Source organism: Methylocystis sp. Se48 (assembly GCF_056269425.1).
This window is the reverse complement of sequence record NZ_CM149850.1, coordinates 2,247,787-2,262,401: the sequence shown is the minus strand read 5'-3', so window position 1 is coordinate 2,262,401 and position 14,615 is coordinate 2,247,787. Positions and strand designations below refer to the sequence as shown.

At 62.5% G+C, this 14,615-nt stretch carries 12 protein-coding genes and 3 pseudogenes; 2 read left to right on the top strand and 13 right to left on the bottom strand.

All coding sequences use genetic code 11. The features are described 5' to 3' along the window. Positions 1-119: 119 nt before the first annotated feature. Positions 120-224 (bottom strand): hypothetical protein, encoded by a 105-nt coding sequence (locus tag ACV959_RS11160; protein WP_475736677.1) that lies wholly within the window; start codon positions 222-224, stop codon positions 120-122. A 22-nt stretch (positions 225-246) separates the two neighbouring features. Here ACV959_RS11160 and ACV959_RS11155 point away from each other — a divergent pair, with 22 nt between their 5' ends. Next, the gene (locus tag ACV959_RS11155; RefSeq protein WP_475736676.1) at positions 247-402 is read left to right on the top strand and encodes a hypothetical protein; all 156 of its coding nucleotides are present in this window, start codon (positions 247-249) and stop codon (positions 400-402) included. Between the two features lie 75 nt (positions 403-477). On the opposite strand, the gene ACV959_RS11150 is transcribed toward ACV959_RS11155, so the two are convergent. The 8 genes and pseudogenes from ACV959_RS11150 to ACV959_RS11115 all read right to left on the bottom strand — a co-directional run. Beyond that, a complete protein-coding gene (locus ACV959_RS11150; protein WP_475736675.1) occupies positions 478-837 on the bottom strand; it encodes an IS66 family transposase in 360 nt (119 codons plus the stop codon). A gap of 376 nt (positions 838-1,213) precedes the next feature. Then, a complete protein-coding gene (locus ACV959_RS11145; protein WP_475739651.1) occupies positions 1,214-1,378 on the bottom strand; it encodes an IS66 family transposase zinc-finger binding domain-containing protein in 165 nt (54 codons plus the stop codon). Between the two features lie 9 nt (positions 1,379-1,387). Continuing rightward, positions 1,388-1,529 (bottom strand): annotated as a pseudogene (locus tag ACV959_RS11140) (IS66 family transposase); the annotation flags it as partial. A 178-nt stretch (positions 1,530-1,707) separates the two neighbouring features. After that, positions 1,708-1,950, bottom strand: coding sequence for an IS66 family insertion sequence element accessory protein TnpB (gene tnpB, locus ACV959_RS11135; RefSeq protein ID WP_475736674.1), 243 nt, complete (start codon positions 1,948-1,950; stop codon positions 1,708-1,710). 124 nt (positions 1,951-2,074) lie between these two features. Next, entirely contained in the window at positions 2,075-2,224 is a 150-nt protein-coding gene (locus ACV959_RS11130) for a hypothetical protein (RefSeq protein WP_475736673.1), read from the bottom strand. Between the two features lie 2,418 nt (positions 2,225-4,642). Continuing rightward, positions 4,643-5,131, bottom strand: coding sequence for a site-specific integrase (locus ACV959_RS11125; protein ID WP_475736672.1), 489 nt, complete (start codon positions 5,129-5,131; stop codon positions 4,643-4,645). Positions 5,132-5,757: 626 nt separating this feature from the next. Further along, on the bottom strand, positions 5,758-5,940 hold the full coding sequence (locus ACV959_RS11120; RefSeq protein ID WP_475736671.1) for a hypothetical protein: 183 nt from the start codon (positions 5,938-5,940) through the stop codon (positions 5,758-5,760). A gap of 407 nt (positions 5,941-6,347) precedes the next feature. Beyond that, positions 6,348-7,436 (bottom strand): annotated as a pseudogene (locus tag ACV959_RS11115) (DUF932 domain-containing protein); the annotation flags it as partial. A gap of 180 nt (positions 7,437-7,616) precedes the next feature. On the opposite strand from ACV959_RS11115, the pseudogene ACV959_RS11110 reads away from it, so the two are divergent. Continuing rightward, a pseudogene (locus tag ACV959_RS11110) lies at positions 7,617-8,003 on the top strand (transposase); the annotation flags it as partial. Between the two features lie 345 nt (positions 8,004-8,348). Here the strand turns inward: ACV959_RS11110 and ACV959_RS11105 are convergent. From ACV959_RS11105 to ACV959_RS11090, 4 genes are read right to left on the bottom strand one after another with little or no spacing between them, the layout of a single operon-like run. Beyond that, a complete protein-coding gene (locus ACV959_RS11105) occupies positions 8,349-10,991 on the bottom strand; it encodes an AAA family ATPase (RefSeq protein WP_475736670.1) in 2,643 nt (880 codons plus the stop codon). Between the two features lie 58 nt (positions 10,992-11,049). Beyond that, entirely contained in the window at positions 11,050-12,174 is a 1,125-nt protein-coding gene (locus ACV959_RS11100) for a hypothetical protein (protein WP_475736669.1), read from the bottom strand. Beyond that, positions 12,171-13,418 carry a type II toxin-antitoxin system HipA family toxin gene (locus ACV959_RS11095; protein WP_475736668.1) on the bottom strand — a complete coding sequence of 416 codons (1,248 nt, stop codon included), beginning with the start codon at positions 13,416-13,418 and terminating at the stop codon, positions 12,171-12,173. Before ACV959_RS11095 ends, ACV959_RS11100 begins: the two co-directional genes overlap by 4 nt. Further along, positions 13,411-13,746 (bottom strand): helix-turn-helix domain-containing protein, encoded by a 336-nt coding sequence (locus ACV959_RS11090; RefSeq protein ID WP_475736667.1) that lies wholly within the window; start codon positions 13,744-13,746, stop codon positions 13,411-13,413. The genes ACV959_RS11095 and ACV959_RS11090 overlap by 8 nt, the downstream gene beginning before the upstream one ends. Between the last annotated feature and the right edge of the window lie 869 nt (positions 13,747-14,615).

The window sequence follows — 14,615 nt, the reverse complement described above, 5'->3', positions numbered from 1 at the left end:
TTGTCGAACGGGGCCCACTGCACCAGCGGGCCTGATCGCCGCTCGCTCGAACAGCTTTTTCGCCCGCGCCTCGAGGTCGAGCCGCGCGTCTTGATGCGTTTGTTGCGTAACCGCTGCTATCAGGCCACGTCTTCGAGAGCGACCGGCTGCGCGTAGGCCCAGGGCATGAGCTCGTCGAGTTTGCTCGCGGTGGCGCTGATGATCTTCACGAGAACGTCGGCCAAATAGGCCTGCGGATCGACGCCCGTGAGCTTGCAGGTCGATCGCGAGGCGACGATCGCCCAATTCTCTGCGCCGCCGTCTGAGCCCGCGAAAAGCGCGTTCTTGCGATTGAGGGCAATCGGGGCGGATGGCGCGCTCGACGATGTTGAAGTCGATCTGGATGCCGCCCGTCGTCGATGAAGCGCCGTCCCAACGCGAGAGCACGTAGCGGATCGCCTCGGCGAGCCTGGTCTTCTGGCTGATCAGCGCGAGCTTTTAGAGCAGCCATGGCTCGAGGGCGTCGAGGATCGGCAGTTTGTCCTGTCGCCGCGCGCCGGTCATCCGGGTTCTGCGCGCGGACGTCGCTCTCGATGGCGTAGAGCGCGCCGATGCGTTCGAGCGCCTCGCTGGCGATCGGCGCAGGACCTGCGCGGCGAGTTGGTCAAAGCGCCGGCGGACATGGGACCAGCAGAAGGCCAGCGCCACGCTGTTCTTGTGCGCCAGCGCGCGATAGCCAGCGTAACCGTCGACCTGCACGACGCCCGTGAAGCCAGCGAGATGCGCGAGCGGCTGCTCGGAGGACTTCGGTTTTGCGCATAGACATATCAGGCGATCGGCCGATCGGCGCCGCCCCATGGCCGGTCGTCGCGGGCATAGGCCCAAAGTTGGCCGGTTTTCGTGCGGCCCCGCCCGGGGTCGAGCACCCCGGCGCCGTCGTCTCGTCGGCGAAGATTTTCGTCGACGACCGGATGTGTTCCAGAAGCCGCTCATGAACAGGGCCGCAAATGCCAGGCGGCGCGGCCAACCCAGTCGGCGAGCGTCGAACGGTGGCGGGCAATGTCCCTATGAGGCGTAGATCTGCGCCTGGCGATAAAGCGGCAAGTGATCGGCATCCTCGAGCGCACATGGGCGATTGCCGCCTCGGTCGGCAGATGGCCTCGATCAGCCGCGGCGGGGCCAGGTGCCGTTGGCCTCGCAGGCGCGGCAGGCGTATTTCGAAGGGGGCGCCGCATCACCAGCACCCGGAACTGCGCGGGACGATGTCGAGCCGCTCGGAGACGTCTTCGCCGATCTTGTGCAGCAGTCCCTTGCAGCAGGGGCAGGCGTAGTCCTCAACGACGACGGTCTCGATGCGCGGCAGATGCGCCGGCAGCGCGCCTCGGTTCGTGCGGCGCACTTTGGACGCCTTCTCGCGTTCGGCGGCGGACTTGGCTTCCCCCTCCGCCGCTGCGCACCAGCTCCGTCTGCTGGAGCGCCTGTTCGAGCGCCAGCAGCATCTGGTCATCGGGAAGCGTCTCTGCGCGCCGTCCGAAGCGATGACGCTGCATCTCCTTGATGATCTGAACGAGGCGCTCGTTGCGCGCCCGCTCGGCGAGGAGCATCGCCTTCAGTTCATTCGGATCGTCGGGAAGCGTCTCGACCGCCTGCGCCATAGACACAGAAGACCATATTTTCTGCGGTCTTTAAACGTTTGTTGGACGCCCCCTGAATTCATTGTGTCGCAGATCATCCCGCCAAGGCCGGCCGGCGTAGCGCTGTGGACGCGCCGCCAGTCCAGCCCCTCCAGCGGCGCGAAATTGCGCCGCCGACAACTGGCATCAGCCCGTCTTCGATCTTCGGCCAGCGGAACTCGCCATCCTCCAGCCGCTTGGCGAAGAGGCACACGCCCGTGCCGTCCCAGAAGACCAGCTTGATGCGGTCCGTCCGTTCGCGCGAAAGACGTAGATCGCGCCGTCGAAGGGATCGCACTGCATCGTCTCGCGCCCAGCGCCGCGAGACCCTCTGCGCCCTTGCGGAAGTGGACGGGCTCCATCACCACCATCACGCGCACCGCGCCCGTCGGGCCGATCATTTCGCGAGTTCAACGCCCGGATCACCGCGCGATGGTCTTCGCTTGCGCGCCGCGTCCGACCCGAACCGTAACGCCGTCAATTTCAAGTTCGATCGTCGGCGTCGAACCAATTTCCTGGTCGACGGCGCGGCGTTTGCGCTTCGCCGGCGGCGCGGGCGCAGGCCCTTGCATGATTGCCGGAACAAACGATGGCGGCGCGCCTGCGTCCGCGCGAGCCTGCGGTCTCTTTGCGCGCCTGACGACGCCACGTAAAAAGCTGCTGCGCCGTAGGTTCCCAGTGCCGCCGCGCCACTTCACAAACGCTCGCGTCCTCCCGCAAAGCTCTCAGCGACGATCGCCGCCTTCTGATCGGAGCCCCACGTTCTCCGGCGTCCCGCGCCCGTGAAAACCTCGATCCGCCGCATCGGAGCTGCTTCAGGCTCCGACATATGCTTACGCTCTGAAATGGACGTGTCGGAGCCCCTTTCCTCTGCGGATTATCGTCGCCCCAACTCATTCAAAACAGGTGCGAGCAGAACAGCACTTCTTGTTCCGCGCGATCGCCGTAATGCCCTGCACGAAGTCGAAGACGCTTTATGCGCACTTTCGGGATTATGCAGGTGGCGCCGATCCGCCGGTTTTGCTTGAAGCTGCAGCCTGATTTACTCGGCATAATTATGGTCCCTCGGGTTGTTGCGACCCGAGGGACCGGTTCATCGATCAACCGCTATTTTGCGCGCTGGATGTCAGCAAGGCTCGCCGGCGGCCTATTTCGGGTGGGCGAAATCTACCTTGCTGGATCGTTGGCGGCGCGTGCGCAGCGAGCACAGCAAGCTTTTTCCGCAGGGTCGACGCGGAGATAGGCTTCTGTGCTTTGCAGGCTTGCGTGGCCGAGCCGAGGGACACCTTGCGGATGTCGCCGGTGGCAGCGAGCATGTGCATGGCGCAGCTGTGCACAGCGCGTGCGGCGTTACCCGCTTCGCAACAGCGAAGGCTGCTTTGCGGCCGCTGCCATGTCGACGTGCAGCGCCGATCGAATCGCAAAACCGTCACGGCTCATGCGCTTGCCATCTCGATTGAGAAAACAGCTCAGGGACCAGAGGCTTCCGGGCGCACCGCAATCCACGCCCGCACAACCGCCTGCGTCTCGCGCCATAGCGGTAACACGCGCTCGCGCCGCCCTTTTCCAAGAATGCGTATTGTCGCGAGCGAGTGATCCGGGAAGTCTGCGATGCGCAACGAAAGCAGTTCGGAGAACGCCTAATCCGGCGGCATAGGTCAAGTGCAGCATGGCCCTATCCCTGCGCCGCCTGGTGTCCGCATTGGGAGCGGCCAGCAAAGCCTGTATCTCCTCCCGCGTCAGATGGTCGATCAACGCCTTGTCGGTCCGCTTCATCGGCGACGCCGATTGGCGTCGCTGTTCAGCAAGTCGCGGGACCTTGTACTCGACATAGCGGAAGAACGATCTGATTGCGGCAAAGCGGGCGTTGCGCGATCTGGCGACGTTGAGCCGCTCGCCTTCTGGTCGAGAAACTTCAGCACAAGTTCTGGGTCGATTTGTTCGATAGCGGAATAGAGCTCGGCCGCCGCTTGAGACGGTCGGCGGAGCGCGCAGGGCGAAGGCATGGGCGTAGCTCGCGACGGTATGTGGGCTGGCGCTGCACTATCGCGGGAGGTGCTCGCGCAAGACCGAGTCAGATGGAGAGCAAGGGCTGTCATGCCGCGTCCTCCCTAAACAACCGCTCGCTGGCCACGGCGATGCTGGCATACAGACCGCGGGTGGCCTCCGGATCCAGTAGGTGTGCGCGATGTCCGCATGACCGAGGTATGTGCTGAGCGCCACCATATGATTGGCGACGATCTGCCGATCATGCGCGCCGGAGACTTCGACGAGCGTACAGCAAAGCTGTGCCGCAAGTCGTGCAGACGCAGCCGATGTCCCTGTCGGCCCGCGCAGTCCGAGGCGACGCGCGATCTGGACGAACACGACGTGCGCCCTGACCTTGCTTGGCGCGCGCCCGGTTTTTATGATGAACAGATCAGCGCCATCACCTCCGGTTTCTGTTCCGGATGGCGATGTAATTCGTCAGCGCCTGTCGCGTCGTCGCGTGGATCGGCAACAACCAGCTCTCGGTTTCCCCGTACGAACGACCAGGCCATCCTCGGTGAGATCATCGCATTGCAGCGCCAGGGCTTCCGGGGATTGCGGAGCCCTGTCGCCGCCGACGGGCCGAAGAGATGGTGGTAGGTAATCGGACTGATCGAGCCACTCGGAGGAATCGAGTACGCCGCATCCATAATGGCGCGAATTTCATAGCTCCAAAGATGGGGGGCCGGACGCCGGTGGCTTCCTCGCCGAAGGCGCCGGCGGAGGACCTGGTGCTGCCGAGGTCTTCGCGTTGAGGAACGCGCAAAAACGCCGGACGGTGTCGAAGCGCGATCTCGCCCGAACAGGGGAGGACACCATCCGACACCAGTCGTGGACGCGGCTGATGCACGTGCCGGTCTCCGTGCGCCTCAGCGTAGTCGGCAAACAAGCGGAGCGTCCGGCTTTGTTCGCTGAAATTGAGCCCGAGCCGGCGATAAAGGGCGACGTAGCGCGTCGCATCCTCACTCAGCATGACGCCTCTCCGGCCAGGGCTGCGCGACCCGCATGAGCATCGGCACATCGACCTTAGCATAGATGGCGGTCGTGCCGGGCGATCGATGTCGCAGGACGGCGCCGACCAACTCCAGGCTGGCGTCCGGTTGCTCGCGGCGTTGAGGTCGCCGATGGAATTGTCGGAACAGATGCGCCCCAGTGGGAACACCTTCAATTCCGCCTCGCGCCAGAATGCGGGAGACGATGCCGGCGATCTCTGAGGATGACGCGAGCGGGGTGAATCCAGCTGGACGCGCAAAAATAATGTACCTCCGTAACCAGCGGACGGCCGCGCTCGATATAGGCGAGCATTCGTCGCCCACATCCTGCGGCAGCGGCAGGCTGACGGAGCGACGTCCCTTTCCATCACATAGCAGCGCGTTCGTCCAATCGACGTCGCTGATCCGCAGCCGGCGGATGTCGCCGCCGCAAGCCGAGCCGCGCCAAAAGAAGGACAATTCCAGATACGCGAAGGCGGACTGGCGTCGCGGTTCCGCACGGTAAGGAGATGATCCGCTCTATCGTCGAGGGGCTCGCGTATCTTTGGAAGGGAAGCCAAGCGCCGCCGTGCAACCGACGGCACCGCCGGCGAAGCTTCGGGACGGCACTCGCTCCTTGCGGCAAGGAAACGGAGGTAGCTTCGCAGCACGCGGTTGCCGTCATCCGTTACGACGAGCGGGAACGGGACGGCGCTTGGCTCAGGACCACATTCCGGATTGCCGCCGCGTCATACACGGTCGGAATAGGCGCCGCCATGAATCCACCGCGACGTTTCGTGGAGATAACGATCGATCGTCATCGGTTGCTCCCGGCGGTGCTGCTGCCGCTGAGCCAGAAGCGAAACTCGGCAAGCCGAGGGTCTTCTACCGGCATAGCCGCTGCGCCGGTCGACGCGATGACGCCTGGTCCTTCAGGAATGCGAGAAACCGACGCGCCCCTCGCCGCCGCTTCTTCTCGCCGATTCCTCCAGCTTGGCGCCTCACCGATCGAGCAGCGGCAGTCATGCTGCACGAAGCGTTCGACGACGGCTTCGTCGACATCGCGCCATCGAAGCCGCGAAATACGACCCAGACGAGCGAAATGTTCAGCTGCCGAAAAAATTACCCGCCGCGCCCAACAGCTGTGCTGCCAAAGCCGTGAGCCGATCCGCGTAAGACGACAGATGTGCGGCGATGTCTTCTACATCGTCGGTGCGGGGAACGTCGCCGCGATCCTCCAGGAAACGAACAAACCGCCCGACCCGGCTGATGTAGGCCGGATTGATCAACTGCTTCGGGCTATAGCGAGGGCAGCGGCATCTGTGCTTCGCAAAGCAATAAAGCAGCAGCCATGTCCACGCTGCTGATGGCAATGCGGTTGCGATTGAGCCAGAACAAAAAGTGGCGGGCGGCGCTTCCGCAGCTCACGAAGGAGGACGTTCCTGGCATCGGTTCAAGAAACTCCGCCAACGCATCCGTTTAAATCACGGGTGGCGCAGTCAGTCTGCGGTAACCGAGTGGTCAGGCGCTGAAATATGCATGTTTGCATCCCTAAGGGGTTACCGAGACCCAAGAGGACCGTGATTATACCCGGAGTAAAATCAGGCTGCAGCTTCAAGCAAATCCGGTGGATCGGGGGCGCTACTCGGCATAATCCCGAACTCGCATAAAGCGTCTTATGCCGATATCGGCATAAGACGCTCTCGGGCTTACGGCCTTCTTCGGTCAGCACAGTGTCGATGATCTTGGCGGTCTCGGTCTTTGAAAAACCGCGCTTCCGCAGGAAGTCCGTACGGTCGTCGTCATTGCGGGCGACGATCCGTTCCCGCGCGGCCTTGACGCCGTTGATGAAGGGCATGGGTGAGGAATTGGCGAAGCGCGTCAGCGCCGGCGCCGCTTCATGTGCAAAGCGTGAGGCCGCATATTTGGAATGACGAATCGTGATCTCCTCGAAATCCTCGACGCCCCAGAGATTGCGGTTCTGACAGACTGCGCGAAGATAAAAGCTAGCGATACCGAGCGTCTTGGCGCCAACTTCAGAATTCCAGCAATAAAAACCTCGGAAAAAGAGGTCGGGAGAGCCATCTGGCAGTCGCCCGGCTTCGATCGGATTGAGATCGTCGACGAGGAACAGGAAGACGTCGCGGTCGGAGGCGTAGAGCGTCGTCGTGTCTTGGGTGACGTCGACATTGGGGTTGTATATCCCAGTCGACCAGTCCAGCACACCCGGCACTTTCCAGCGTGTATCGCCCACACCATTGCCCGCGATGCACTGCACGGCGGAAACGAGTTCGTGATCGTAGATCCGACCGTAATCGGGACCAGTGACCGCGCGCAGCTCGACGCGCCCGTCTTCAATCTCCAAAGCCTTGACCTGTTCGGCGCGATGCGCGGTCAGTCCATATTGCAGATTGATGCCGGCGAGCGGCGCTGGCAGCTGACGAAGATAGGTCGCCGGCGCGCCGACGAGGCTTGCGATCTGGCCGAAGCTCCAATGCGTCGGCGCGACGGGGGCGTCCGAGCCTGGGAGCATGAGCGCGAGCCGCTCGGAATCGTCGCGGCTTGCCTCCACACGAATCGCGGCGCTCTCCACCGTACGTGTCCGGCTGCGTTCAGTCCGCCCATGGACGGTCGCGAACAGCTCTGACAGCGACAGATAGCGCTCATCCGAAGGCCGCGAAAACCACTCCGACGAAACGCGGCCGACACGGGCGCCGCGGCTCGCATCCACCTTGTAGCCGGCCTCGGCGCCGCGCGAGGCATCCAGAATCTCAACCTGGGTCATGGGGCTTCTCCATGACGGGCGCCGGGAGCCTCTCTCTCGGTCCTCAACCCGTCACGGAACACCCGGCCTGCACTCTCACTCTCGCGGGCGTTGCGGGGTTACTCCGCGCAGAAGGGGTCGGCTGAGACCAAGGGCCTCGGCCGCAGCGGAAGGCCTTCCCCGCAGGCCAATGCTCTCAAGGCCGACGGCCACGCCGAACGTGTCGCAGCCCTGCATATGATCGAACCGCGCGCCGATCGCGCGAAGAGGATCACGCTCGCGGCCGACAAGGGATACGACGCGGAGGATTTCGTCAACGAACTGCGATCGATGCGGGTGACGCCGCATGTCGCGCAGAATGTGAGCGGACGATCGTCGGCCATCGACCGGCGCACGACGCGGCACGAAGGCTACAGGCTCAGCCTGCGCATCCTCAAGCGGATCGAGGAGGGCTTCAGCTGGATCAAGACAGTCGCCGGGCAGGAGAAAACGAAGTTCCGGTGCTGCGACAGGGTCGTTTTCGCGTTCACCTTCGCAGCCGCCGCCTATAATCTCGTCAGGCTGCCGAAGCTGCTCGCCACAGCGTGAGGCAGGACGCCGAGAGGGAGCGCGCCCCGCGCCTCCGAGCCAGGTAGACCGGCTCGGACATGACCTGAAAATATCGCTCAAAGCGGAATAAAGCCGACGCGGGCCCCTTTTTCAACGGCCTGCTAGGCAAGCGATCGGCAAAGGCTGTGTCGTTGTCCCCCATGCGCTCGCCCAAATCGTCGCAAGTTCTCATTTGTCCACAAGCTCTTGCATAAAACAACGCTCGACGGGGAGACTGTAATGGGGCCTGACGGCCAGGATAACGTCGGACGCTCGCTTCAGCTCGGACCATTTCACGATTATGGGGCGGTCCGATGCGAGGCCGAATGGTCCGATAACCCGTCATCACGCTGCCTTCTCCTGCCTCGAACGGATATCGGCGATCCACTTTTCCAGTGCGTCGATTTCGGCCTCAATTAGCGACGGCGCGGGCAGCCGGGGATTGATCTCACCGGGCTGACTGTGAAGGAGCGCCGAGCAACGCCCAAACGCCTCCCGCATGGCGGTGCAATCGGCATCTGTGAGGACGGTAAGTTTGATGAGGCCCGTCGTGTCCACCTTGCGGGATAGGCGGCGGATCACAGGCCCTACAACCTCCTCGACGGTGCGCTCCCAAGTCGTGCGAAGTTGATCCTGAAAGGACGTTACTTCGCGCAGCCATTTCGCCTGGTCGCCGCGTTCGTGATGGATTTTCACATTGCCGAGATGCGCCTTCATTCCGCCGATTACCTTGTCGAGCGGCATGACGTTGGCCGGTGGGTCCTGATGACAATAACCCGCATTTTCCGTCCCGCGACTGATCAAGCGGTACGCCACGGGCGTTGCGTCACGATCGTTGGTCGCCCGGCAGGCTTCATCGAGAAGAAGCAAGAACGCCATGTCGTGGGTGAAGACGATGACCTGGCGCGTCTGCCCGGCCTCGGCCAATCGAGCGGCGACCCTGTCGCGATGCAAATGGTCGAGCGAGGAGACGGGATCGTCGAACACGATCGCTGACTGCGCATCGATGGTCGACAGCTCCGCGAGAAATGCGGCCAGCGCGACGCAACGGTGTTCGCCTTCGCTGAGGACCTTGCCGACCGGTTCGTTCGGCTTGTTGATCAGCCGGACCTGGAAGAAGGGGACGCCGGCTGTGGCTTTTGCCTGCTGAAGTTCGATGGCGAGGCCCGCGACGCCGAGCTTGTCTACCTCGATCGCGAACCTCCCTCGCAAGCGGTTGGTGACGAGAGCTTGCGCGATACGGGCGCTCTGGGTCGTGATCTTGTTTGTGGTCGTGTCCTTGCTGACGTTCTCGATCGCCTCAATGGCCTTGAGGCGCTCTATTTGGGCAAGCACGTCGGATTTCACCACGCCGAGCCACTTGCGGTCAGCAAGGCTGTCACGCTCGGCGATGAGCGCGGCGCGCTGCGGTGAACTGGCTTCCGACTGCAGGCCTTCGATACGCGTCGCGATGCCGCTGAGGACGGTGCGAAGTGGATCAAGCGCGATGGTCGCTGCTGGCGGTAGAGCCGGCTGGGTCGCGAGGCTGTGGGTCCGCAGAATGGCACGCAGGCGCCAAGCGAGATTGAGGATCTCGCGGCGAAGGGTGTTCGCGACTTCATCCTGGCCAACATCATCGCGGATCGTCGCAACGATCGCGACGAGGTCCTTCATCGAGAGGGCTTGCGACGAGACCTCTTCGAGCTTCTTTTCATAGGCGTCAACGGCTTCTTGTTCACGGCGCTTGCTCTCGTCCTGCACAAAAGTTTCGAAGCTGCTGAGCCGCTTCGAGGTTTCCTCAGTGAGCGGCTGCTGGCAAAGGACGCAATGGGCGCCAATCTCGGTTACAGGGAACGGGCGGTCGGGATAGGCGGAGGCGCGCGAATAATCCCGGGCCGCCTCCCACAGGGCCTTCCAGACGTTGGAGCCGATGTCGGGCAGAGGTTCATCGGCGAACAGACTCGCGGAGGCGGCTGCGGCGGCAGAGCGCGCAGTTGCAAGTTGCGTGTGGGCCGAGCGTAGCGCTGCCTGGCTTTCGTCCGTAGCGGCGGCCGTCAGCCGCTCGAGTTGCTTAATCGCGGAACTGATACGAATCTCCTGGTTCTGGAGCTGGCGAACCGTGCGCGCAGGGTCGCTGGCAAGGTCGGCATTTAGCGTTTGAAGTCGGGTCGCTTCTTCTGCCGTCAGACCCGCGAGCTTTTCGACGGTTTCCCGGTTCGCTTTGCCCGAGAGACCGGCGATCAATTTGCCGACCGGCGTGTCCATGTTGCATTCGGGTTTCGATAGGATCACGGGCGTTTGGTCTTGGAGTGCCTTTATCTCAGCGGTCAGCTTCGCCTTCACATCCTGGCATGCCTGCGCGAGACCGGCGAGGATTCGGAGTGGCAGTGGTGTGTAGGCGAGATCGTTGGTGTTCTCGACGTGGACGTTAGCCGTGCGCGAATCGAAAACGCTGACAGCTGATAGCATTGAGTCAGGCGCGTTTCCTTGTGTCCATGATGCGCTTCGCTTTTGTCCGCCGATGAAAAAGTCGACGCTGGCAGCTGGGATGCCGGAGCCAGCCGCGTAGATGTTCGGTAGAATTGCGTCGCTTTTCGGCGAGCGGGCTCGGCAGAGTTGCTTGAGGACGCGCGCGTAGCCGGATTTGCCAGCGCCATTGTCGCCGTAGATCACGGTCAGGCCTGTTTTGCCGAACGAGAGGCGTTCGCCCGGCGCCAGCGCGTTGACATGAGACAGGCTATGAAGCGCGCCGAGGCTAACGACGGCGTGACTGGCTGCAGGGTCCCTCACGTGACTGGCATCGAGCGGGGCGGCCGCCGCGTCGCCCTTGCAGATCGCGACAAGCGCTGTGATGTCGGCTGCCTCCAGCTTGGTCTGGCTGCAAAGGCGACGTAGTGCGTCCCGTTGCCAGCCCGGGAGATCGGTCGACCATTTCAGGATATCGGCGAGCGCCGCCGCCTCATTCGAAAGATCGTTCTCCTGCGCTTCCACTGTTTCGCCCTTGTTCATGCCGCGTCTGGTGTTGCCGGTTGTTTCCCATGGTGTCCTATATTCTGCGTCCGCTGGTTCAGGCGCTGCCGATGATGCGTCGCTCCTGACCGAGTGGGACGATCCAGCCGCCGGCGCGGTCAGGTCGCGGAAATTCATCCGGATGAGTGATTTGGGTAAGGCGGGTTCGCACAGTCTGCGGCTCCGCATCAATGGCGGCGCGGATGAGATCGCGCTCGATCCCAACGAAGACCGGCCGAAGGTTGAGGCGGGCGAGTGCTTCCTGCTCGGCGGGCGCTGCCTCGACGTCAGTGATCGGCCCCGCGCGCGTGACGATCCCGCCGATCAGGCCGTCTATGGCAGTCGCCTTCTCCACTTCCCTAACCGGAGCGGCGTCCAGTAGCGTCCGGGCGCGCCCGAGGTCGTCTTGTAGCCTGCGCGCGAATGGCTGGTGCGTGATGCGGTAGAGCGCGTCAGCTAGCTCGGCGTGACCGAGCGGCTTTATCAAATTGGCGATGTGCAGGCGCAGAAGTCCGATGAATAGCTTATCTCTCTCTTGAGGATTGATAGGCTCGCCTTCATCGATCGGATCGCGAACCGAGAGGTGGGCTTCGGTCGGGCCTGACGCGGCCATGCCCCAGCGTGTTGCGATCGCAATGCGCTTCAACGTGACCTTGCGACCTTGTGCGGTGACGTCGATCCGTCCGGCTTGTGTCCACGCGCGGTTCAGCGCTTTCGCCGGTCCTCCGGCATCATGACAACCTTTCGCTTCGGCCACCGTCAGAGAGGACAAATCGGCGACGCAGGCGATCCAGTCGGGCAGATCGCCACGCGACAGGCGCGTGACCTTAATTTGCCGTCGGCGATCGAGATTGATCGTTCGGCTGCCGAGATGGGCAAAGATGGAGAGATTAAAGTAGCGCTCCAAATAGGCACGAGCGACGAAGCGTCCGAACAGGCCCGACAGGGCGACTTTGACTTCGCGCGCCTGTCCAAGCGGCTCCCTGAAGGTGAACGGCGTTCCCGGGCCGGTCGGTGCGGGCAATGCGTCGAGGATTGACCACGCGCCATATGCCGCGCCGGGCGTTTGCAGCACTTCCCGAATTCCGGCATCCTCGATGTCTGAGACTTCAAGGTCGACGGTGGTGCCGGTGATGGGGCTCGCTGTCGCCGGCTCGAAACTGTGCAGAAATGTCCTCGTCATAGCGTCAGCGCCCGTTTGAGATCGTCATGCTCGAAGGCGCTGGCCATTCGGGCTATCTCGGCCGTGCGTGCGCCGACAGCCTTGGCCGTATCGCGCCAGGTCGCGGTCACCGTCGCGACGTCTTTGATGATTGCGCGGGCCTGCGTCAGCGTCAGCGCGAAATATTCCGCTGCCTTCTCCAGGAGATCGAGCGAGCAGGTGCCCTCGTCGAGATCGATATTCGTCGTGAGCACGCGCGCCTTGAGATCTGTCGGTACCGGATTGAGGTCGTAAGCAGGCGAGAGCGACCATCCAGCCTTGCCGAGCCAGAGGAAACCGTGGTTGCGCAGATGATCGTCGACGTTGGAGATCAGCACATTGAAGACGACGCGCCGATAAAGCGCGTGGGCGTCCGTCTTCCCCTGCGCGCCATGCCGGGCGAGCGCATCGACGATTTCGGGATAGCTGCCACGGTCGCCATCCTTGGCGCCCATCATCGCCATAGCGGAGAGGAACGGGATGCGGATCGCGCCATCGCGATCGAAGCGTCGCGATAGCATCACCGCCTTACCGGCGACTTCGATCAGGTGGTGTTGCGGGGTGGCGATGCCGGCTTGGCCGGCCAGCCGCAGCGCGATCTCCTCCCAGGTTTCCATGCTGTAGTCGTCGGTCTCCTTCGGAAACTTGGCGATGGATAGATGGCAATGTTGATCGATGACCGACGCCTTCGGACGCGCACCGCCGAGAGACGAGCCAGGCGCGAAGATGAGCTGAAGATCTTCGTCTGTTTCCTCGTCCCGAAGAATCCGCTCGGTGATCTGAAGTAGACGGCCAAGTTCGATCAGGGCCGGCACGCCGGTCGTGATCGGCGCTTGGAAGGTCTTATCGCCAACCCAACGAAACCGTAGCGCACCGAGCCGCGTTTCATCTGCAACCCCGAGCAGGTAGTCGCTTTCCGCCAAGTTCCGAACAGCGCGGTTCCCGCGTTCGGCAAGGCGACGTTCGGCGCGCTGCATTAAGCGACGGCCCCAGGTGTCAGGAGCCGAGTCGCCGATTGAGCCGAAGGTTTGCAGACCGGCGGGAGGAGCGAAGGCGCCGCGCGTCAGTGCAAGTGCCGGCTCGAGCGAAAAGCGGTCCGGATCCTCCAGCCATGCACGGTCGTACTCGAAGAGAATGGTCTCCGTGCCGCGGACGCGATTGCTCCTTGCCAATCCGATCGGGCGCGTGCTGCCGTACAGATCGATGTGGACCTCGAAGTCAGCCATCGCGGGACGATCCTGTTGGCCGCTTGAGATGAACGTGCTTGGGCAGATCGGCACTGGCCAGCGCCTGTCCAACGCTGTCATTGCCGATGTCGGCGACTTGGCCCAGCCCTTCAAGCAAACCGAGGGCTTGAAGGACGCTCGCATAGATGCCGATGCTGACATTGGTGTCGCCAGCTTCGACCTTTTGCAGGGTCGAGCGGGAGGTGAAAGCGCGCTCCGCCACGACCGCCATCGGCAGTTTGCGGCGGCGGCGGGCATCGTTGATATCCGCCCCGAGCTTCCGCAGGACGCGGCGCACAGCCGCTGGAGGGGTATGGGGAGTAGGCATTGCCACCTTCGCACTACAGATAAGCCGAATATGTAGCACGAAGATTACATTTTTCTAGCCCCTATTATGGGTGCTCCAGGACTGATCGGTGGTGGAACCATGCGGTCTCACGAGCCGCTCGATCCGAAGTGTGAATCCTGCCATAGACAACTGACGGTATTTTTGGGGCGGCCTCCGCAGCGACGCTGGGCAGCCAAAAACTGGGCCTCAAGGCCGAATGAGCTTGATGTCGAAACCTCGAAAATATTTTTCCCGGAATTCTTCCAACAAAATCAAAAGCGTAGGGGCTTGCAGTCGGTGATTGACCGTCAGAACTAGCTGGTATCATCAATTTTTCAAAGGCTTAAGGATAATTTGCACAATCGAGTGGGGAGCGCTCGAATCTGCCTTGATCGGATCTGATCGCGCGACAGCGCATCATTGCGCGCGTTATCGTGGAGGAAGAAAAAGCGAACAGTCAATGCACACGAACTGCACACGTGGCGACTCAAATATATGAAATATTAGACTTTTTTCTCCAATCCATCATAGGCGCGACGGCGAATCTAATATCTTGATTTGTCAGCATTTTCTTTTTAGTCTCAATGGCGTAGGCTGCGTCATGCGCACTCCATTCTACGCCTCGATACGACACTTTTCGCGGCCGTGTCCCGGGAGGAGGCGTAGCTCACGCGGAGCAACCGGCTCGTGATGGGCGCTTTTCGTAGCGCCGTAACGAGCGAGCGGCTTGCGGTGGTCATCGACGGCTCGCCGGCGGCGATCATTTGCGGACGCTCGGTTCTCGATGGGCGTCAGGAGGACGACGGCTCCTTCGCCGCCTGTCGCCCGCAAGCGCTTGCCTCAGCGCTTACTGCCGCGAAACACGAAGG